Source organism: Streptomyces melanosporofaciens (assembly GCF_900105695.1).
GTDB lineage: Bacteria > Actinomycetota > Actinomycetes > Streptomycetales > Streptomycetaceae > Streptomyces > Streptomyces antimycoticus.
The window spans coordinates 7,037,877-7,058,345 of the sequence record NZ_FNST01000002.1 but is presented as its reverse complement, the minus strand read 5'-3'; the positions used below and the strand labels follow the sequence as shown (position 1 = coordinate 7,058,345).

The 20,469-nt window shown below is 71.6% G+C and carries 20 protein-coding genes; 15 read left to right on the top strand and 5 right to left on the bottom strand.

Going from position 1 to position 20,469, the window contains the following annotated elements; all coding sequences use genetic code 11:
• The first annotated feature begins 2 nt into the window (after positions 1-2).
• The 5 genes from BLV72_RS33520 to BLV72_RS33500 all read left to right on the top strand — a co-directional run bounded on the left by BLV72_RS33520 (position 3) and on the right by BLV72_RS33500 (position 4,729).
• A complete protein-coding gene (locus tag BLV72_RS33520; RefSeq protein ID WP_093467062.1) occupies positions 3-1,172 on the top strand; it encodes an amidohydrolase family protein in 1,170 nt (389 codons plus the stop codon).
• A gap of 308 nt (positions 1,173-1,480) precedes the next feature.
• Positions 1,481-2,125, top strand: coding sequence for a rhodanese-like domain-containing protein (locus BLV72_RS33515; protein WP_093467060.1), 645 nt, complete (start codon positions 1,481-1,483; stop codon positions 2,123-2,125).
• A 65-nt stretch (positions 2,126-2,190) separates the two neighbouring features.
• On the top strand, positions 2,191-3,555 hold the full coding sequence (locus tag BLV72_RS33510; protein ID WP_093467059.1) for an MBL fold metallo-hydrolase: 1,365 nt from the start codon (positions 2,191-2,193) through the stop codon (positions 3,553-3,555).
• A 206-nt stretch (positions 3,556-3,761) separates the two neighbouring features.
• Positions 3,762-3,950, top strand: coding sequence for a hypothetical protein (locus tag BLV72_RS51600; RefSeq protein WP_342030685.1), 189 nt, complete (start codon positions 3,762-3,764; stop codon positions 3,948-3,950).
• Positions 3,947-4,729 (top strand): sulfite exporter TauE/SafE family protein, encoded by a 783-nt coding sequence (locus BLV72_RS33500; RefSeq protein WP_093467056.1) that lies wholly within the window; start codon positions 3,947-3,949, stop codon positions 4,727-4,729. Before BLV72_RS51600 ends, BLV72_RS33500 begins: the two co-directional genes overlap by 4 nt.
• Before the next feature lie 8 nt (positions 4,730-4,737).
• On the opposite strand, the gene BLV72_RS46790 is transcribed toward BLV72_RS33500, so the two are convergent.
• Positions 4,738-4,890, bottom strand: a complete 153-nt coding sequence (locus tag BLV72_RS46790) for a hypothetical protein (RefSeq protein WP_425288412.1) — start codon at positions 4,888-4,890, stop codon at positions 4,738-4,740.
• A gap of 120 nt (positions 4,891-5,010) precedes the next feature.
• Here BLV72_RS46790 and BLV72_RS33495 point away from each other — a divergent pair, with 120 nt between their 5' ends.
• From BLV72_RS33495 to BLV72_RS33485, 3 genes are all read left to right on the top strand, one after another.
• Positions 5,011-5,802: an SDR family NAD(P)-dependent oxidoreductase gene (locus BLV72_RS33495; RefSeq protein ID WP_093467054.1), complete on the top strand. Its 792-nt coding sequence runs from the start codon at positions 5,011-5,013 to the stop codon at positions 5,800-5,802.
• Between the two features lie 129 nt (positions 5,803-5,931).
• Positions 5,932-8,337, top strand: coding sequence for a GH92 family glycosyl hydrolase (locus BLV72_RS33490; protein ID WP_093467053.1), 2,406 nt, complete (start codon positions 5,932-5,934; stop codon positions 8,335-8,337).
• 84 nt (positions 8,338-8,421) lie between these two features.
• A complete protein-coding gene (locus tag BLV72_RS33485) occupies positions 8,422-9,486 on the top strand; it encodes a zinc-dependent alcohol dehydrogenase family protein (protein WP_093467051.1) in 1,065 nt (354 codons plus the stop codon).
• A 67-nt stretch (positions 9,487-9,553) separates the two neighbouring features.
• Here BLV72_RS33485 and BLV72_RS33480 read toward each other — a convergent pair whose 3' ends face one another.
• Both BLV72_RS33480 and BLV72_RS33475 read right to left on the bottom strand, forming a co-directional pair.
• Entirely contained in the window at positions 9,554-11,647 is a 2,094-nt protein-coding gene (locus tag BLV72_RS33480; RefSeq protein ID WP_093467050.1) for a 3-hydroxybutyrate oligomer hydrolase family protein, read from the bottom strand.
• A 22-nt stretch (positions 11,648-11,669) separates the two neighbouring features.
• Complete coding sequence (locus tag BLV72_RS33475) at positions 11,670-12,977, bottom strand: CitMHS family transporter (protein ID WP_167746439.1); 1,308 nt, start codon at positions 12,975-12,977, stop codon at positions 11,670-11,672.
• A gap of 144 nt (positions 12,978-13,121) precedes the next feature.
• Here BLV72_RS33475 and BLV72_RS33470 point away from each other — a divergent pair, with 144 nt between their 5' ends.
• From BLV72_RS33470 to BLV72_RS33455, 4 genes are all read left to right on the top strand, one after another.
• Positions 13,122-14,066 carry a LysR family transcriptional regulator gene (locus BLV72_RS33470; RefSeq protein WP_093467047.1) on the top strand — a complete coding sequence of 315 codons (945 nt, stop codon included), beginning with the start codon at positions 13,122-13,124 and terminating at the stop codon, positions 14,064-14,066.
• Positions 14,067-14,218: 152 nt separating this feature from the next.
• The gene (locus BLV72_RS33465; RefSeq protein WP_093467045.1) at positions 14,219-15,430 is read left to right on the top strand and encodes a CaiB/BaiF CoA transferase family protein; all 1,212 of its coding nucleotides are present in this window, start codon (positions 14,219-14,221) and stop codon (positions 15,428-15,430) included.
• Positions 15,420-16,397, top strand: coding sequence for an HpcH/HpaI aldolase/citrate lyase family protein (locus tag BLV72_RS33460; protein ID WP_244321138.1), 978 nt, complete (start codon positions 15,420-15,422; stop codon positions 16,395-16,397). The genes BLV72_RS33465 and BLV72_RS33460 overlap by 11 nt, the downstream gene beginning before the upstream one ends.
• 98 nt (positions 16,398-16,495) lie before the next feature.
• Positions 16,496-17,086: a dihydrofolate reductase family protein gene (locus BLV72_RS33455; protein ID WP_093467044.1), complete on the top strand. Its 591-nt coding sequence runs from the start codon at positions 16,496-16,498 to the stop codon at positions 17,084-17,086.
• Here BLV72_RS33455 and BLV72_RS50370 read toward each other — a convergent pair.
• Positions 17,059-18,012 carry a helix-turn-helix domain-containing protein gene (locus tag BLV72_RS50370; RefSeq protein ID WP_244321137.1) on the bottom strand — a complete coding sequence of 318 codons (954 nt, stop codon included), beginning with the start codon at positions 18,010-18,012 and terminating at the stop codon, positions 17,059-17,061. The genes BLV72_RS33455 and BLV72_RS50370 overlap by 28 nt on opposite strands.
• Before the next feature lie 97 nt (positions 18,013-18,109).
• Entirely contained in the window at positions 18,110-19,279 is a 1,170-nt protein-coding gene (locus BLV72_RS33440; protein WP_093467042.1) for a helix-turn-helix domain-containing protein, read from the bottom strand.
• 158 nt (positions 19,280-19,437) lie between these two features.
• Here BLV72_RS33440 and BLV72_RS33435 point away from each other — a divergent pair, with 158 nt between their 5' ends.
• From BLV72_RS33435 to BLV72_RS33425, 3 genes are all read left to right on the top strand, one after another.
• The gene (locus tag BLV72_RS33435; RefSeq protein ID WP_093467041.1) at positions 19,438-19,680 is read left to right on the top strand and encodes a hypothetical protein; all 243 of its coding nucleotides are present in this window, start codon (positions 19,438-19,440) and stop codon (positions 19,678-19,680) included.
• Between the two features lie 41 nt (positions 19,681-19,721).
• Positions 19,722-19,880 carry a hypothetical protein gene (locus tag BLV72_RS50365; RefSeq protein WP_020866399.1) on the top strand — a complete coding sequence of 53 codons (159 nt, stop codon included), beginning with the start codon at positions 19,722-19,724 and terminating at the stop codon, positions 19,878-19,880.
• Between the two features lie 177 nt (positions 19,881-20,057).
• On the top strand, positions 20,058-20,270 hold the full coding sequence (locus tag BLV72_RS33425) for a hypothetical protein (protein WP_093467039.1): 213 nt from the start codon (positions 20,058-20,060) through the stop codon (positions 20,268-20,270).
• The last annotated feature ends 199 nt before the right edge of the window (positions 20,271-20,469 follow it).

Genomic DNA, 20,469 nt, shown 5'->3' with positions numbered 1-20,469 from the left:
CGATGGAGGCCGCCGAGCAGACGGATCCGACCGAGCCGCCGCTGCCGCCCCTGGTGGACCACCACTGCCATGGGGTGGTCCGCTCCGAGCTGAGCTCGGCCGCGTTCGAGGCGTTCCTGACCGAATCCGACGCCCCCGCCGCGCTCGGCACCACCTTCTTCGACAGCCAGCTCGGGTTCGCGGTGCGCCGCTGGTGTCCGCCGCTGCTGGGCCTCGAACCGCACTGCCCGCCCGCCCACTACCTCGCCCGGCGGCGCGAGTTGGGCGCCCGGGAGGTGACCCGGCGGCTGCTGAGCTCCACCGGGATCAGCGAGTTCCTGGTGGACACCGGGCTGCCGGGCAACCTGACCACCCCTCAGGAGCTGGCCCTCGCGGCGGGCGGCACCGCCCAAGAGATCGTCCGCCTGGAGCAGCTGGCGGAGCGGATCGCCGACACCTCGCCGACCGCCGATGACTTCCTGGCCGGAGTGGCGGACGGAATCCGGGAGGCGGCCCGTACGGCGGCCGGTTTCAAGTCGGTGGCCGCCTACCGCTACGGACTGGACTTCGAGCCCGATCCGCCGGGCCCCGGCGCCGTCCACGCCGCCGCCGAGCACTGGCTCGCCCGGCGCGGGCAGGGCGGCACCGCCGCCGCCCGGGTCACCGACCCCGTACTCCTGCGCCATCTGCTGTGGTCGGCGGCGTACACCGGGCTGCCGCTGCAACTGCACACCGGCTTCGGCGATCCCGATCTGCGGCTGGACCGCTGCGATCCGCTCGCCCTCACCGACTTCATCCGCGCGGTGCGCCCCACGGGCTGCACGCTGATCCTGCTGCACGGCTATCCGTACCACCGCGGCGCCGCCTATCTGGCCGCCGTCTTCCCGCATGTCTACGCCGATGTGGGGCTGGCCCTGTCCCACACCGGGGCGCGGGCCGGGGCGGTCCTCGCCGAGATGCTGGAGCTCGCCCCGTTCGGCAAGGTGCTCTTCTCGACCGATGCCTATGGGCTGCCCGAACTGTATGTGGTGGGGGCGCGGCTCTTCCAGGAGGCGCTGACCGGGCTGCTGACCCACTGGGTGGCGGAGGGCGCCTGGTCGCGCCGCGACGCCCGCCGGGTGGCGGCGCTGCTGGGCGCGGACAACGCCCGCCGCGTCTACGGCCTTGGCACCCCGGCCCCGCGCGAGGGCTAGGGGGCTCTGGCGGTTCAGGACGGGCGAGCCCATCATGGCCTCATTTGCCGGCTCGGCAAAGCCCTTTGTCAACTCCGGTGTGGTGCGTGCAGTCTGCATTCAGCAGGGGCTGACGGAAATGGGTACACCATTGCAGTAGGCGAACCGCTTGTCGGCCGTCGTGACCCACACTGTTGCCGACGGCCGGATTCGGCAAGGTTGCACCTCTGTCACCGAATGGGCTTGTGCAGCAATTCCAAACGCCCCGCCCGGCACCCCCGCGCCGGACGACGGGAGCGTTCCAAAACACCGTGCAGAGGAATCTTCAGATGGAAAACCACCACGTCGTCATCATTCCGATCGAGATCGATGAGGCAAATGAGAACTCGTATCTCAAAATGTGGCAGGACGCCGCGGATCTTATGGCTGCCCAACCCGGTTTCATTCGGACCTATATGTTCCGCACGGTCGTACCGGGAAGCACGTTCCGGCTCGTGAACGTCGCCGAGTGGGAGACGGCTTCTCACTGGGAAGAGGCGATGAACGTCTGCCCGATGCTGGGGCAGCAGGTAGCCGTCGCCCATGCCTCGAACTACGAGGCGATTCGGACGGTCGTCCCCGTCACGGAGCAGACGTGGAGCGACGACAACGGTCACCCGCTCACCGGCCTGCCCCCTGCCGAGGTGCATCGCCGTGTGACGGAGGGGAAGCTCACGCTGGTCGATGTCCGACAGGACAACGAGTGGGCGACACGTCGCCCCGCGGACGCCGTTCACGCCGCGCTCAGCACGATACCGGCCTCGTTGTCCGGCCTGCCTGACGGCCCATTGGCGTTCATATGCCGCACGGGCGGACGCAGCTTGAAGGCGGCCGAGCAGGCGATGACCGCCGGCCGTTCTCCCGTCTGCAACGTCGCCGGCGGCCTTGAGGCATGGGAAGCGGCGGGTCTGCCGATCGTCCTCGGCCAGGCGTAGTCATCTCTGAAGCGAGTGGCGCAGACCACCGCGAAATACATCATTCCAATGAGAGAGTCCCACTCGTGTTTTTCATCGACACCCTGAAGTTCGAGGGCCTGGGTAATCGCAGTTATCTGGCCGGCGGTACCCGCACCGCGGTCGTGGTCGACCCGCCGCGCGATGTCGACCATGTGATCGCCGCCGCTGCCCGGCGGGGGGTGCGTATCGCGTATGTGGCGGAGACGCACGTGCACAACGACTACGTCAGCGGCGGTCTGGAGCTGGCCCGTCTCACCGGTGCCCACTACCTGGTCCCCGCCGCCGCGACTGTCTCCTATGCCCGCGTTCCCGTCGCGGACGGCGACACGGTGGAGGTGGAGGAGCGTCTGATGCTGCGCGCGATCGCGACCCCGGGGCACACTCCTCACCACACCTCCTACGCGCTTGAGGAGGATGGGCGAGCGGTGGCGGTCTTCACCGGCGGCTCGCTGTTGATCGGCTCGGTGGGGCGTCCGGATCTGGTGGAGCCACGGCTGACCGAACAACTGGCCCGCGCCCAGCACGCCTCCGCTCACCGGCTCGCCGACGAACTGGACGACGAGGTGCCGGTGCTGCCCACGCACGGTTTCGGTAGCTTCTGCTCCTCCTCGCAGGCCGAGGGGGATGCGACCACGATCGGCCAGGAACGCACCAGCAACGACGCGCTCACCCTGGATGTGGACACCTTCGTCGCCCGCATGCTGGCCGGCCTGGAGGATGTGCCCGCCTATTACGCGCACATGGGCCCGGCCAACGCTGCCGGCCCCGCGCCCGTCGACCTCACCCCGCCCCAGCCGGCCGACGCCGCGCGGATAGCCGAGCGTCTGGCGGCCGGTGAGTGGGTGGTGGACCTGCGCAGCCGGGTCGCCTTCGCCGAAGGGCACGTGGCCGGCTCGTTCAACTTCGAGGGAGACGGGAAGCCGGCCACCTATCTGGCCTGGCTGATCCCGTGGGGCAAGCCCGTCACCCTGCTCGCCGAGACCCCCGCGCAAATCGCCGCCGCGCAGCGGGAATTGGTCAGGGTCGGCATCGACCGCCCGGCTGCCGCCGCGACCGGCGACCCGGCGGGCTGGGTGCGGGCAGGCGAGGAGTTCGCTTCCTTCCCGCGCACGGACTTCGCCGGTCTGGCCGCCGCCCGCGAGCGGGGCGAGCAGATGGTGGTGCTCGATGTGCGCCGCGACTCCGAACGCGCCAAGGGCCGTGTCAAAGGCTCGGTGCACATCCCGATCCACGAACTGCACGGCCGCCTCGGCGAGGTCCCGGACGGCACCGTGTGGGTGCACTGCGCCGGTGGGATGCGCGCGGCGATCGCCGCCTCCCTCCTGGACGCGGCCGGGCGCCGGGTCGTCGCGGTCGACGACGGCTTCGAGGCCGCTGTCGACGCGGGTCTGACCGTCACCCGTCCCTGAACCCACTTTTCTCACCCGCACAGCGAAGGCACGTGATGTTCCTCTTCCGTCGCGGTCACAGCCGGCTTACCCCCGAGCGGGCCCGCACCCACACCAGTGACGGTACTGCCGTGCCGCTGGGCGTACGCGAGACTTCCCAGTGGAGGCCCGGGCACGCGCCAGCCGCCGTCCACCTGCCGCTGACTCGCCTGCCGGCCGGAGCCGCAGTGCCGGACACCGTGCAGGGCCGGCCGGTGGTGGGGATCTGCCGCTCCGGGCACCGCTCGCGGCAGACCGCCAAACTGCCGGCCTCCCGCGACATCGACGCCGTGGACGTCCCCGAGGGCATCGCACCCCGGGCCAGGGCCGGGCGGCCGGTGGTCGACGAGGGCGGGCGGGGCGGCCGAATAGCGTGAGTGCTCTGATCCTTGCCCTGATCGCGGGGGCCGTCGTCGGCCTGGCGCTGGGCGCCCTCGGCGGGGGCGGCAGCGTCCTGGCCCTCCCGGCCCTGATCTACCTGCTCGGCTTCAGTCCCGCGGCAGCCACCACCGCAAGCCTGCTCATCGTCACCGCCACCTCACTGACGGGCCTGTACGCCCACGCCCGCGCCGGCCACGTGCGCTGGCGGGCCGGAACGGCGTTCGCCGCCGCCGGCATCCTGCCCGCCGCGCTGGCCGGAGCCGCGGCCGCCCGCCTGTCCCAGCCACTTCTCACCGTCGCGTTCGCCGTCATCGCGGCCCTGGCCGCGACCCGCATGCTGCGACCGGCCGCCACAGGAGCTGACAGCACCACCGGCAGACCAGATGGCACCAGCCGGCGGACGCGCCCGGCGAAAGCGGCGAAAGCGGCGGGAGCAGGCGCCGGGCTGGGCGCCCTGACCGGCCTGCTGGGGGTGGGCGGAGGCTTCCTCGCCGTCCCCGCCCTGGTCACCGTCCTGTCCTTCGAGATGCAGGCCGCCGTCGGCACCAGCCTGCTGGTCATCACGGTGAACTCACTGGCCTCCCTGGCCACTCGCTCGGGCGCCGCCATCACCGTCGACTGGGAGGTCATCGGCCCCTTCACCGCGGCCGCGGTCCTGGGTGCCTGGGACGGCAAACGCCTCGCGGTCAAAGTCTCCGGCTCCCGCCTTCAGCAGACGTTCGCGTGCCTGCTGCTGGCCGTGGCCATCTCCATGCTCATCGCCGCACTGACATGACCGGCGTCTCACGCCAGGAACAGGAACAGCTTCTCCAGCCCCGCCCGCATCCGCTCCCGGTCCCCGGCCGCCTGCCCGCCCTCGACCACGCAGTGCTGCGAACCCGTGGGAGATGATCGCGAACCCGGCCCCGTCCAGCGCCCGGGTCCCACGGCCCGCACGGGTATCGCACCGCCGCGGGCCGCGCGTCCGTACGGGACCGGGCCGGGGCCCCCGCCCGGCGCGGAGCCCAGACCCAGTACCGTGCCGGAACGTACTCGACCGTAACCGGAGGAGATCGCATGCGGATCGACGGCACGACCGTCCTGCTCACCGGGGCCACGGGCGGCATCGGGCAGACCCTGGCCCACGCGCTCGCGGCCAAGGGTGCCGAGCTGCTGCTCACCGGGCGCCGCGAGGAAGTGCTGCGGCCGCTGGCCGAGCGGCTGGGCGGCCGGGTGATCGTCGCCGATCTGGCCGAACGATCCGATCTGGAGCGCCTGGTCGAGGAGGCGGCGGACGCCCGGATCCTCATCGCCAACGCCGCACTGCCCTCCAGCGGCCCGGTCCTGGACTACCGGCCCGAGGAGCTGGACCGCGCCCTGGATGTCAATCTGCGCGCACCGATGCTGCTGTCGCGGCTGATGGCACCGCGCATGGTGGAGTCGGGATCCGGTCAGCTCGTGATGATCGGCTCGCTGTCGGGCCGTACCGCCTCCCCCGGCGCCGCGCTCTACAACGCGGCCAAGTTCGGGCTGCGCGGCTTCACCCTCGGGCTGCGGCAGGACCTGCATGGCACGGGGGTGGGCGTTTCGCTGGTGCAGCCCGGATTCGTGGGCGACGCCGGGATGTTCGCCGACGCGGGCACCTCCCTCCCCACCGGGGTCCGTACGATCTCCAGCCGCCGGGTGGCGGCCGCGACCATCCGGGCCATCGAGCGGAACCGGGCCGAGGTGAACGTGGCCCCGCTGGAGCTGCGCCTGGGCAGCGCTCTCGGCGGGCTGTTCCCGACCCTCGCCGAGCGGGCCCAGCGGAGTGCGGGCGCCGGGGAGACGTCCCGTCAGCTCGCCGACGGGCAGCGCGGCAAGCGGTAGCGCCACCCACGGCCTGATGCGCGGGCGGGGTCAATGACCGTCCGCGCACGGGTCATTGACACCGCCCAGCCCCCATGCCAAAGTTTCGCGACCCTGGTCGGACAACGTTGTCAAGCGGAGGTGCGTCCCATGCGGTCGCTGATCGGTGGAATCCGTGCGCGCATAGCGGGCACGATCGCGGGGGTGATGACGGCGGCGCTGCTGGGCGGCGGTCTGCTGGGACCGCCGGGGGCGGCGGCCGCCTCCGCGGCCGGGGACCCTCCGGCCGACCCCACCTCGCTGGTCCATCCCTTCGTGGGGACCGAGAACTTCGGCAACACCTTCCCCGGCGCGAGCGCCCCGTTCGGCATGGTCCAGGTCAGTCCGGACACCGGCGGTCAGGGCGGCTACGACTACGACCAGAACGCCATCCACGGCTTCAGCCAGACCCATCTGTCCGGCGTCGGCTGCGGGGTGGCGGGCGAGCTGCCCATCATGCCGACGACCGGCGCGGTCACCGACGTCGACCCGGAGCACTACCGCTCCGCCTACAGCCATGACGACGAGGAGGCCACCCCGGGCTACTACCGGGTGGGGCTGAAGACCTACGGCATCGACGCCGAGCTGACCGCGACCCAGCGCACCGGCTGGCAGCGCTACACCTTCCCGGCCACCGGCGCGGCCAATGTGCTGTTCAACACCGGCAAGGCCAATCAGAACGTCTTCGGCTCCGAGATCCGCGTGGTCGGGGACCGGACCGTCGAGGGCCGGGTGGAGGCCGGGAACTTCTGCGCCGGAAAGGACCGGCACACCGTCTACTTCACCGCCACCTTCGACCGCCCCTTCGCCTCCTACGGCACCTGGCGCGGTACGACCCCGACCCCCGGCTCCCGTGAGGCGGCCGGCGAGGGCGGCAACGGCGCCTGGGGTACCTTCGACGCGAGCCAGGACCGGGATGTCGTGGTCAAGGTCGGGTTGTCGTACACCGGGCCGGAGGGCGCCCGGAAGAACCTCGCGGCCGAGACCGGGGACTCCTACGACTTCGACGCCACCCGCGCCGCGCTGCACGACACCTGGCGCAAGAAGCTCGACGCGATCCGGGTCGGCGGCGGCACCGAGGAGCGGCAACGCGCCTTCTACACCGCGCTGTACCACGCCCAGTTGCACCCCAATGTGGCGGGCGACGTGGACGGCCGCTACACCGGTTTCGACGGCGCGACCCACACCGCCTCCGGCTATACGCCGTACCAGAACTTCTCGTTGTGGGACACCTACCGGCCGCAGAACCAGCTCCTGGAGATGCTGGAGCCGGGGGTGGCCCGCGATGTCGCGCTGTCGGTCGTCGCCATCGGCCGGGACGGCGGCTGGCTGCCGCGCTGGGCGCTGGCCAACAGCGAGACCAACATCATGACGGGCGACCCGGTGACCCCGTTCCTCGTCGAGGCGTGGTCCAAGGGGCTGCTGGCCGGGCACGAGGACGAGGCGTACGCGCTGCTGAAGAAGAACGCGACCAGCACCCCGCCCGCCGACTCGCCCTACAACGGCCGCTCCGGAGTGGACTATTACCGCAAGCTGGGCTACGTCCCCTCGGGGCTGAAGCTCGGCACCGACTGTGCCGACAAGGGCGGTGACAACGACTGCGTCCACCCCGCCTCGGCCACCCTGGAGTACTCCGCCGCGGACGCCGCGCTCGCCCTGATGGCGCGCGGGCTCGGACACCGCGCCGACGCCCGGATGTTCGCCGAGCGCGGCCAGACCTTCCGGACGCTGTGGGATCCGTCGATCGGCCACTTCCGGCCGCGCACGGCCGACGGCGCCTGGGTGACTCCGTACGACCCGGTGGAGGCGGGCAAGCAGTTCCACGAGGGCGGCGCCTACCAGTACCAGTGGCTGGTGCCGCAGGACCCGGCCGGTCTGGTGGAGCTGATGGGCGGCAGGCGCACGGCCGAGAAGCGGCTCGACGACTTCTTCGCCTACGACAAGCTGCTCACCGACCCGGCGGGCACGGCCCGCAAGGACTGGATCTCGGCCCCGTACGACTACTACGGCAAGCCCACCTACAACCCCAACAACGAGCCCGATCTGCACGCCCCGTACATGTATCTGTGGGCGGGCGCGCCCGCGAAGGCGGCGACCGCGGTCCGGGCGGCGATGACCCTGTTCACCACCGGGCCGGACGGGATGACCGGCAATGACGACCTCGGCACGATGTCGGCCTGGTACGTCTTCTCCTCGCTGGGCCTGTATCCGACGATGAGCGGCGGGGACTTCCTCGCCCTGTCCAGCCCGCAGTTCGCCTCGGCCGTGGTCCGTATCGGGCGGTACGGCGCCCGGCAGGGCGGCACGCTGACGGTCACCGCACCGGGCGCGAGCGACACCAAGCGGTATGTCCGGAGCGTCTCGTTCAACGGCCGTCAGGTGGCGCGGACTTGGCTGGACTGGGGCCAGGTCGCCCACGGCGGGAAGCTGGCCCACCGGCTGTCCACGGAGCCGTCGTCCTGGGGCACCGGCCCGGGCGCGGAGCCGCCGTCGGTGGGCGCCACCCGCAAGGGCTGATACCGGCCGGTTGTGGTGTAGGTTCTAGGGCCCGCCTGGACACACGGGCCTGGGGGGTGTGGTCGAGCGAGGGAGCGGGTGTCCATGCGTGCTGTGGTGTTCGACGACTTCGGGCGCCGGCCCGAGGTCCGGAGCGTCGAGGACCCCGCTCCCTCCCCGCGCGGTGTGGTGATCCGCGTCGAGGCGACCGGGCTGTGCCGCAGCGACTGGCACGGCTGGATGGGGCACGACCCGGACATCCGGCTGCCGCATGTCCCCGGCCATGAGCTGGCGGGGGTCATAGAGGAGGTCGGCCCCGACGTCCTCAACTGGCGCCCGGGGCAGCGGGTCACCGTGCCGTTCGTCTGCGCCTGTGGGCGCTGTGCCGCCTGTGCGGAGGGCGCCCAGCAGGTCTGCGAGCGGCAGACCCAGCCGGGGTTCACCCACTGGGGCTCGTTCGCCGAGTACGTGGCGATCGAGAACGCCGATGTGAATCTGGTCGGGATACGCAACGAGCTGTCGTTCACCACGGCCGCCGGTCTGGGCTGCCGCTTCGCCACCGCCTTCCGCGCCGTCGTCGCCCAGGGCCAGGTCGCCCCGGGCGAGTGGGTCGCGGTCCACGGCTGCGGCGGGGTGGGGCTGTCCGCGGTGATGATCGCCGCCGCGGCCGGGGCCCGGGTGGTGGCGGTGGACATCTCACCGGAAGCGCTCGCCCTCGCGGCCCGGTTCGGCGCGGCGGTGTGCGTGGACGTGGCGTCCACGCTGGGCTCGGTGGCGGAGGCGGTCGCGGACGCCACGGGCGGCGGCGCGCATGTCTCGCTCGACGCGCTGGGCTCCCCGCGGACCTGCGCGGCGTCCATCAAGAGCCTGCGCCGCCACGGCCGCCATGTCCAGGTCGGGCTGCTGCCACCGGCCGCCGGGACCCCGATGATCCCGATGGACCGGGTCATCGCGCAGGAGCTGCGCCTGCTGGGCAGCCACGGCATGGCCGCCCACGCCTACGGCCCGATGATGGAGATGGTCGAGGCCGGTTCGCTGCGGCCGGATCTGCTGGTCACCGATGTCATCGGGCTGGACGCGGTCCCGGAGGCGCTGTCCACGATGGCGTCGGGGGCCAGGGGCGGGGTCACCGTGATCGAACCGCACCGCCCGCCGCAGACCGGAAGCTGACCCCGCCGGTGACCGGGAGCTGCCCCCGCCGGTGACCGGGAGCTGACGAACCGTCCCCGCGCGGTGCTTACGGCACCCGCACCGTCCCGCCCGTCACCCGGATCCGGTCCCCCGCCGCCGGGTCGGACGCGATGGGGGGCACATTGGCCGGGGTCAGCTCGGGAGCGTGCCCCGGCTGACCGCCGCGCGGCACCGTGCGCACGACCTGACTGGGCGGCAGCTCGGCCCGCCCGTGGAGCCGCTCCCACATCAGGTCCAGGGCCTGCTGGTAGTAGTAACCGAGCGGGACGTACCGGTTGTCGAGCCCGGCGGCCTGGGAGTCGCTGTGGTGGGCGTGGGTGATCTCGGCGTAGCTGACGGCGCCCGGCCCATGGTCCGTGCGCGAGGTGAGCCCCAGATACGGCCGCGAGCTGTGGTTGACCGGCACCCTGGTGTCGTCGCGGCCCTGCACGATCAGCGCCGGCTTGCCGTGCAGATCGCCGTCGCGCCGGGTCTCGTCCAGGCCCTCGGCGAGCCGTGCGGCCCAGTCCCGCTCGGCGCGCGGCGCCCCGGGCCGGGGGAAGGCGAGCCGGTAGACGCAACGCTCTCCCCGCAGGTTGTAGTCGTGCTCACCGCCGGGTCCGACGGAGCGGGCGTCGGCCACGGGCCCGCCGGGCGAGTTCTCGTCGATCAGCACCCCCGGGGCGGGCGCCCGGCCGGAGCTGGTGCCGAAGGCCCCGGCCAGCTCCGCCGGGCGGTACGGCGCGGGGGAGCCGGAGGAGTCGGTGCGGGCCCAGCCGTAGCCGCACAGCGCGTCGGCGACCGAGGCGCGGGCGAAGCTCATCGCGTAGGAGGCGGGCGTCTGCGGGTCGTAGTGGGAGATCTGCAGATACTCCGACTGGGGCTGGAATCCGGCGCGTACCAGGGCCTCCTGGGCGAGGCGCGGGAGTCCGTCGGGACCCGCCCGCTCGGCGTCCCGGCGCGGGATCAGACGGGGGTCGTCCCCGACGAGGGCGGCGCAGCGGCGGCGGGCGGCGGGCACGTCCAGGGCGGCGTAGCCGGGTGCGGTGGGCTCGGTGAGCGCGGCGCACGGCTGGAGCAGCGAGGCCAGCGCGTTGTAGCGGATCAGCGGCAGCCCGGCGGCGGGCACGGCCCGCCCGCCCTGGCGGACCCGGACGCCGTTCAGCGGGGCCGGGTTCAGCTGCGGTTCGGAGGCCACGACGGCGTCGACGAGCCCGCCGCGGTCGTCCTCGCCCGCGGCGATGGCCGCGCCCCCGCCGTTGGAGACACCGGTGGCCAGGACCGTGGTGGAGGCCGGGGTGTAGCCGTCCCGGGGGGCTCCGGCGCGCCGGTCGCGGTTCAGCACGGCGAGGGCGAGCCGTATCGAGAGCAGCACATCGCGCCCCCAGGTGGCCTGCGGATTCATCCCGGAGTGGGCCATCTTGTAGGCGACGCGGTACGGGTGCTCCGCGTCGAAGCGGGCGCGCTCGGTGTCGCTCAGCCCGGCGTCGAAGGCGGTGCGGCCGTGGAGTTCGGCACGCGGACCGGTCGTTCCGTCGTAGCCCATGGCGGTGCCCGAGTGCAGATCGTCGAAGGCCGGGCCCATCCCCTTGTCGGTGTAGGCGATCGCGCAGCGGTGGTGCAGACCCCAGGCCCCGGCGGTGCCGACCATGCTGTAGACCCCGCCGAGTCCGGTGGCGGGCGCGGCGACGACACACGGCCGGGCACGGTCGAAGCCGTCCGGCACCTGCACCACGAAGCTGACACTGCGGGCCCCGCTGCCCGCCACGGCCCGGTACTCCACCCCCGCGACCTTCCCGTCGCCGGGCACGGGGCGGCCCCGGTCCACATCGGGTCCGTACAGCCTCCCGAGGCCGCCGCCGGATCCGGCGGACAGCCCGGCCGAGGCCCAGATGGCCTGGCGGCGCAGTTCGGCGGCGGTGGGCCGGTCGGGGTCCGCGGCCCGTGGCATGGGCCCGCGCAGCCCCGCGAAACCGAGCCCGCCGGTGAGCAGATCGTCGCTCCGCCCGTCGTAGCGCCGCTCGGTCAGCTCACTGATGAACGAGGGAAGCGCGGAGCGGGCGGACGGGGAGCGGTCGGCGGCGTGGGCGAGCGGGGTGACGAGGGTCGTGGTGAGGGCGAGGGCCAGGGGCAGGGCGGACAGACGGCCGGCGGATGGCATGGACGGTTCTGTTCCTTCCGGGTCAGAGCGGCAGGGCGCCCGTCGCGAGGGCGGCGGCGGTCATCACGAGCGTGGTGCCGAAGGCCCAGCGGAAGAGGAAGCGCTGGTGCTCCCCGAGCTGGACGCCGCTCATGCTGAGGAGGATGAAGGTCGCGGCGGTGAGCGGGCTCAGCGGGAAGCCGGTGGTCATCTGGCCGAGGACGGCGGCGCGGGCGATTTCGGCGTGGTCGGTGCCGAAGGCGTCGGCGGTCCCGGCGAGCACCGGCAGAACGCCGAAGTAGTAGGCGTCCGGGGTGAGAACGAGGCTCAGCGGCATGCTGGTGACGGCCACGAGCACCGGCAGATGTCCGCCCAGCCCGTCGGGGATGATGTCGACCAGCGCCTCGGCCATCTTCCCGATCATCCCGGTGCCGCCGAGGATGCCGGTGAACACCCCGGCCGCGAAGATCATGGTGGTGACGAGCACCACGCTCTTGCCGTGCCGCTCCAGCAGCTCCTGCTGGTCCTCCCAGCGGGGGTGGTTGACCAGCAGCGCGAGGACGAAGGCGAAGACGAAGAGAACGGGCAGCGGCATGGCCTCCAGCACCAGGCAGACCAGCAGCGCCACGGTGAGCAGCAGATTGAAGGCGGTCAGCGCGAGGCCGGGGCGGGCGGCGACCCGGGGTGTGCCGGGGCCGTCCCCGACCGCCACCTCGGCCCGCGGGGCGGGCTCGACGGCTTCGAGCCGCCGCCGCTCACGCCGTCCGATGAGATAGGCGGCCAGGAGCACCCAGGCGATACCGGCGGCGAGGGCGGGCAGCAGCGGCGTGATGATGTCGGACGTGTCGATCTTCAGAGCCGCGGCGGCGCGGGCCGTCGGCCCGCCCCACGGAATCATGTTCATCACGCCCGCGCCCAGGCCCACCACCCCGGCGAGCACCAGCCGGCTCATCCCGAGCCGCTGATAGACCGGGAGCATCGCGGAGATGCTGATGAGGAAGGTCGAGGCGCCGTCGCCGTCGAGCCCGACGCACACGGTCAGCACGGCGGTGCCGACCGTGATCCGTACCGGGTCGTTCTTGGCGGCCCGCAGAATGCCGCGGATCAGCGGTTCGAAGAGGCCCGCGTCGATCATCAGGCTGAAGTAGAGCACCGCGAAGGCGATCATGATGCCGGTCGGGGCGACCTTCGATAGGCCGTCGAGCGCCATCGGGCCCAGATCGTCACCGTATCCGGCGATGACCGCGGTGACCACGGGCGTGAGGACGAGGGCGACCAGCACCGAGACCCGTTTGAACATGGTCAGCAGCAGGAAGCCGCCGATCGTGCAGAATCCCAGTGCTGCCAGCATGGCCGCTCGCTTCCTCGTCCGGTCGGGTGCTGCCGAAGAGTTTCCGAGCGGGGATAGATCCGCGTCCAGCATTGAACACAGATCTATCCATGCGATCTGCGCAACAGTTCCGCCGCGCGGCCCCGCCGCCTACGCTCACGGAGCATGGACGTCACCCTGCGCCAGCTGACCGCGTACGCGGCGGTCGCGCGCGCCGTGAGCTTCACCGCGGCCGCCGCCGAACTGCATGTGTCCCAGTCGTCGCTGAGCCGCGCGGTCGCCGATCTGGAACGGACGCTGGGGATGCGGCTGCTGGAGCGGGACACCCGCAATGTGCGGCTCACCCCGGCGGGCGCCGAGGCGCTGCGGATCGCCGACCAGATCCTCTCCGCTCACCGCGCGGGCCTGGCCCAGCTCGGGCGCTACGGGGCCGGTGAGCGCGGTGCGGTGGCCCTGGCGACCCTGCCGTCGGTCGCGGCCGTGCTGCTGCCGCCGGTGATCTCCGCCTTCCGCGCGCGGCGCCCGGAGATGACCGTACGGCTGTTGGACGGGCTCGAGCGCTCGGTGCTGGAGCGGGTGGTCGACGGGGATGCCGACTTCGCGGTCAGCACGGTGGCCCGGCGCGCCCCGGGCATCACGCTGCGGCCGCTGGTGCGCGACCGCTTCGACGCGGTGCTCCCGGAGCACCATCCGCTGGCCGAGCGGGAGGAGGTGACCTGGGAGGAGCTGGGCCGGGAGCCGTTTCTCGCGGTGGGCACCGACTCCAGCGTGCGCCGGATGACCGACGCGGCCTTCGCCCAGGCCGGCATGGAGGCGAACCCGACGGCCGAGGCGTCGAGCGTGGCCACGGTGGGCGGGCTGGTGTCCGCGGGACTCGGCGTCTCCGCGCTGCCGGCCCTGGTCCATCCGCTGGTGGTGCCGGGCCGGCTGGTGCGGCGCCCGCTGGTGGGGCCGGTGGTGGAGCGCCGGTTGTATGTCGTCCTGCCGACGCGCCGCACCCTGCCGCCGGGGGCGCGCCGCTTCCTGGAGCAGCTGGAGGAGTTCCGCTCCACCGCCGATGCCCTGCCGGCGGGGGTGGCGTGGGAGGAGGCGGACGACGGGGCGTGGTGAGGCCGGGGGCGCCGTTCAGCGGTGCCGTTCAACGGCGACGCGCAACGGCGACCTTCAACGGCGACCTTCAACGGCGATCCTTGCAAGATCCGCATGAATTGATCCCCTTTCATTGCTGGACGCGCATACACCCCACCCCGCAGCCTGGCCGCATGGAGGACCAGACCAGCACACGGCAAGGACAGCTCACAGGGCTGAAGGTGGTGGAGTTCGCCCATGTGGTGGCGGGCCCGCTCGCCGGGGGGATGCTCGCCGACCAAGGGGCGGATGTCGTCCACGTGGAGCCGCCGGGCTCCGGTGACGCGGCGAGGGCGATGGGGCCGCGGCGCGACGGCGTTCCGCTCTGGTTCAAGGTGGCGGGCCGCAACAAGCGCTCGGTGACCCTGGATCTGCACCACGAGGAGGGCCGGGAGGTCGCCCGGGAGCTGATCGCCTGGGCCGATGTGGTGATCGTGACGCTCCGGGCGGGCCGGCTGCGCGCCTGGGGCCTGGACTGGGAGGCCGTCCACGCGCTCAACCCCACCGCGATCCTGCTGCAGATCTCCGGCTTCGGCGCGACCTCTTCCCGCGCCGACGCGCCCGGCTTCGGGAAGATGGGCGAGGCCCGCAGCGGTGTGGTCCATCTGACCGGCTTCCCGGACGGCCCGCCCGTGCACACCGGTTTCTCGCACGGCGACGCCGTCACCGGGCTGATGGGCGCGTTCGCGATCCTGGCCGCCGTGCACCGCCGTGACACCGATCCGGACTTCGAGGGCGAGTGGATCGACCTGGCGCTGTTCGAGCCGCTGTATCGCCTGGTGGAGTGGCAGATCATCGCGTACGACCAGCTCGGGGTGGCCCCCGAACGGGCGGGCAACCAACTGGCCGTCGCCCCGGCCGCCGTCATCAACACCTACCGCAGCGCCGACGGCGACTGGCTCACCGTCACCTCCGCCACCATCCGCTCGGTGCGCAATGTGGTACGGCTGCTGGGCCTGCCCGACGAGGAGTTCGCCACCGTGGACCAGCAACACGCGGGCCGCGAGCGGCTCGACGCGGCGCTGCGGGACTGGGTCGCGGTGCGCCCGGCGGCCGAGTGCCTGGCGGCGTTCGAACAGGCCGAAGTGGTGGCCTCGCGGGTGTTCACCGCCGCCGACATCGCCGCCGACCCGATCTACGCCGAACGCGAGGACATCATCACGGTGGACGACGCCGACCTCGGCCCGGTGCGGATGCAGTCGGTGATCCCGCGCTTCCACCGCTCCCCCGGCGCGGTATGGCGGACCGGCCCCGCGCTCGGCGCGGACAACGCGCTGGTCTACGGGGACTGGCTGGGCATCGACGACGGAAGGCTGGCGAAACTGGAGGCCGAGGGTGTCATCTGACGGCGCTACGGGCGCGACGGACGCGATGGACGCGATGGACGCAACGGGCGTGACGCCGCAGCGCGTCCCCCTGCGCTCCCTGCTCTTCGTACCCGGCAGCCGGACCGACTGGCTGCCCAAGGCGGAGGCGGCGGGCGCCGACGCGGCCATCCTCGACCTGGAGGACGCCGTACCGGAGGACGGCAAGGCGGCGGCACGCGAGGCGGTGGCCGGGGCCGTGGCCGGGGCCGCCGACCAGGTGACGGCCGGAACACCCGCTTCCATGCGGCTGCTCGTACGGATCAACGCGCTGGACCGCGCCACGGGCTGGCAGGGCGCCGACGACCTGCGAGCGGTGGCCCGCCCCGGGCTCTACGGCATCGTGCTGCCCAAGGTGAGCGGCCCGGAGGACGTGACCACCGCCGACCGGCTGCTGGCGTGGTGCGAGCGCGAACACGGCCTCCCCGAGGGCCATTTCGCCCTGCTGCCACTGCTGGAGACGGCGCGCGGACTGCGCGAGGCGTACGCCATCGGCCGGGCCGCCGCCCGGATCGCCCACCTGGGCGCGGTGACCGCCCCGGGCGGGGATGTGGAGCGGGCGATCGGCTACCGCTGGAGCCCCGAGGGCGAGGAGACCCGTGAACTGCGGGCCCGCGCGCTGCTCGACGCACGCGCCGCGGACCGCCCCCACCCCGTGGCCGGGCTATGGGCGGACGTCGCGGACCTCGCGGGGCTGCGGCGCTTCGCCGAGCAGAACCGCGCCCTGGGGTACGAGGGGATGGCGGTGATCCACCCGTCCCATGTGCCGGTGGTCAACGAGGTGTTCGCACCGGACGCCGAGGAACTGGCCCGCTGTGAACGGCTGATCGCGGCGGTGGAGCGAGCACAGGCCGAGGGCGCGGGGGCGGTGCTCTTCGAGGGGCGGATGGTCGACGAGGCGATGGCGGCCACGGCCCGCCGCACCCTGGCCCGCCACGAAGGGGGCTGAGGGCCGCCGCCCCCATGCGCCCCGGCGATGAGTTTCTCCGTGGTCCGGAGTCATGGAAGGCACCGGACGAAGAAGCGAAACCGCGGGACGGGAGTGCCATGAGGATCGTCGTTATCAGCCACGTCACCCTGGACGGTGTCATGCAAGGGCCCGGCCGGGCCGATGAGGACACTCGTGGCGGGTTCGCCCTTGGCGGCTGGGCCGCTGAGCGGGACGGGGACGAGGCCGTCGGGAGGGCGTGGGGGCGGCGGCTGGCCGCGAGCAGTGGGTATCTCCTGGGGCGCCGCACCTACCAGGAGGTGCTGGGCCACTGGAACACCCAGGACAGCCCGTTCCGCGACGCCCTCAACAACGCCCCCAAGTACGTCGCGTCCAACACCCTGGCCGAGCCCCTCCCGTGGCCCAATTCCACGCTGCTCAGCGGCGACATCCCCGCGGCGGTCGCCGGGCTCAAGCAGACCCCGGGCGACGACCTGCACATCATGGGCAGCGGCGCGTTGATCCAGTCACTTTCCCCGCTGGGCCTCGTCGACGAATACCTGCTCTGCGTCCACCCGCTCGTCCTGGGCGCCGGGCGCCGCCTGTTCGCCGACGGCTTCGGGCCCATCGCGTTCCGTCTCGCCGACGCGACCCCGACGGCCACCGGCATCGTCATCGCCACCTATCGGCCCCTCGGGGACCACGCCTGACCATCCGACGCCCCGGCGGCGAGCAGCAGCTTCGCCGCCACCGTCGTCCCGTCGGTGCGCATCCTGCCCGCCACGGCCCTGGCCCGGGCCCGGGTCCCGTGGGCCAGGGGCGTTGTCAGGGCGGCCGACAGGGAGTCGGGGGTCGGGGCCGGACCGTCGTGTGCCGCGCCGATGCCCAGCTCGGCTGCCGTCCGGACGAAGTCGTCCATGTGGGCGCCGAGGAGATCGGCGATGGCCGCCAGCACGTCGACCGAGGGCGTCGACCGGCCGTTCTCGTACATCGAGATCGAGGTGAAGTCGCGGCCGATCGCGGCGGCGAGCTTCCGCTGAGTCACACCACGCTCGCGCCGGATCTGGCCCAACGCGTCAGGGCTGAATGTGGGTGCAGGCATTGGGGGTTCCCGTCGTCGGCGTTGCGCCGGGTGCCGAACACGGCGGGGAACCTGGGGCCGCACCGCCGAAGCGGGGTCGATGTCGATCTTCTTCTCGTTGTCCTCGGCCGCCTTCGTCAGGTTGGCCATGGTTCGCTTCGAGTGGAGCGCCAGCGCACCGCCGCCGACCGTGATAAGTGCACCCGTCAGGCTCGTCACCAACGGCAGGTAGCTGAGGTCAGGGTTACCGGCGTGAACCAGCGCCAGCACTCCCCCCGCAAGGATAATTAAGGAGCCGCCAGTCATGAACAGCACGCTCAGGCGGAACGTCCACTCTGCCTGCTTCAGCGTGTGGTTCAGGAAGTCGAAGTGGAACTTCTGTCGCCGTTCGGGAAGGCTTAGATCGCGAGAAGCCTGATAAACATGCCCGCTATTGACACTTCCGTTGATGTGGATGTTGCTGATGACGCCCGACTGCACCACCGGACCGTGCACCATCCCGCCAGAGATCCCGGACTCAGGGATGCCGTCATCGTCGTCCGTGGTGTCCGCCATCTTCAGCCCCCGGGTTCACAGCAACTGACGTAAAGCCAACTCACGCCAGCTCAACGGGAGTATCGGAGTGGGTCCCTGCTCTCGATGACGGCTGACCTCAGAAGGGCACGCCAGCGCGCTTGGCCAGCCGCGTAAGCCTCGGGTTGCTGCGTCGGTGCAGCGACGTGAGCACACGCATCAGCTCTTGGCTGGTCGGATGGACACGGGCCATCTCCGGGGCGACGTCCCAAGCCGCTTCGAGCGATTCGAGAGCCCCGTCACGGTCCCCCAGGGCGAGCTTTGACCGGCTGATGTTCATGTGCAGCGGGCCAACGCGCGTGGCCGGAAGCGTCACCCCGCCCCGGATCAGGTCGTCCGCCGTGTTGAGAGACTCGCGGTAGTCCTCCATGTCAGAGGCCGTCGAAATGACATGCACAGCTGTGTTCTCGGGCCCGAAGTGGATGCCATGGTCCTCGACGTCCTCAGGGAACTCCTCGGCCACCTGCCACGCTGCCGCAATATGCCGTTGAGCGGTTGCCTTGTCCTTGATCCGACCGGCCAGCGTCAGCCCCCGCAGGTGCAGGATGCCCAGGCCATAGGCGCGGTCATGGCCTCGCAAGGTCGACTCGGCCTCAACAACGGCACGGTCCACAATCGCCAACCCGCCCGCGAAGTCCCCGGAGTTCAGGAAGGCTCCGGCCTCGTCCCGGGCGGCCACCGTGGCCGCGATGGGGTGCGCACGCTCGGCGGCCAGCCGCTGCTTCATGACGGCCAGCTCGGCGAGGTGCATCCAGCGGTGTCGGGCGGCCAGCCAGTAGATCACCGAGTACGTGTCGGCGACACGGGTCCAGGCATCGGGCGACTGGGTGGCGTGCGCGTAGTTCGTCGCGTCTGCCAGCACGCCCGGGAGCTTCCGCAACACCGCCGACAGCTCGGTCCGGTACCGGTGCTCGTTCAGCTCGGCAAGCTCGCGCGGAAGGTCCTCAGGGTGTGACGGCGGCGTATCGGGAATGTCGAACCGCCGAATGGCGTAATTGAGGGCAGCAAGGCTGTTCTCGTCGGTGCGCTCGACGGGGGCCGTGCCCAGCAGCTCATCCAGCGTCAGCCCCATCGCCCGAGCGAGAGCGGCGGCAATGCCCTGGGTCAGCGCGCGGTCGCCTACCTCGATCTTGCTGAGCAGCGAAACCGACACGCCAGCACGCCGGGCAAGGGCAACCTGGCTGAAGCCGCGCGCCTTGCGACAAACGGCCACATTCGCACCGGGTCCGGGAATCTTGGTCACGCTCATGGTGTGCGTCTTCCCCGCTCGACTGCCGTTACCTCTGATCCATCTTCTCACTCTCAGCACTCACGCGCTTGCGCCTTGTGCAAGAGGTGTGCAAGTTCGCTTTGCACGGCGGCAGTTCTCTTGTGTGAGCCATATATGCCCAGGTGGGACAAGGGATCATGACACAGACAGAACAGAAGCTGCCGACGGTGCTCAGCCACGGCGATCTGCCGTATCCAAAGGGCACACTCGTCGAAGACGCCGAGACCGGTCAGACGGGCGAGCTGCAAGGCGTGATCGAGGAGCGCGTCAAGGGCACCGGAAAGCTGTTCAGCCAAACAGCGTTCATGCGACCGAGGGGAGGTGGCCTTGAGTGGGAAGCCCCTTTGGACCGCATCAGGCCCGCCGACAAGAACGGTTAAGCCTGCCCACCAAGTGCGCTGCCCTGATCGGCCCGGGTGACGTGATCGGCTACGACGGCGAGTGGCGCACGGTCAAGGAGGCGTCGACCGCCCAAGGGCCGATGGGCGGGTTAGCCGTCGTGGTCATCTGGGAGGAAGGGGGCGCGGCGCGCTTCCCCGCCGGTGACGAACTCCTCCTGGGAAAACCGGACTCCGCCTGACCAGCGCCTGAGCCCCACCCCGGTCACAATTGGGGTGGGGCTCAGTTGTGCCTTGACACCCCCCTGAGAACATTTGCGCTTTTGTGCGTCAGCGCGGGTGTCTCGACCCAAACCGAAAGGGTTTGGATCGAGGTTGCCTGCGCCCGATCCGACCCATGACAGGGAAGGTAGGGATCGGTGGACGGCGCAGTCCTCCTTATTCTCGCCATCGCTGGCGTGGCAGCGATCTTCCTCTTCTCCGTGAAGGGGTTGCTCGACCAGGTCCCGGACGTGATCGACTCCGCCGGGCGTGCACGCGACGCGTGGCGGTGTTTCAAAGGGCCGGAGAAGCCCCAGCCCGACGAACAGCCGCCCTCGGCAGACGGCGAGGACCCCCCGGTGGCCGCGTAGGTCGCCCGACTTCGTCACCATTCCCGACCCCCGCTGCACGCCTCGCAGCGGGTTCGGGAGCGTTTCAGCAGCTCGGCACCCAAACGCCTTGTGTCTGGACATAGCCTACCGATAGTGCGTTATCTGTCGTGAACGTGCCCTGAGGAGCCATTCTGTCGATCGTGCTCTTCGCTCTCAAGGACTTCATCGATCAGTTGCC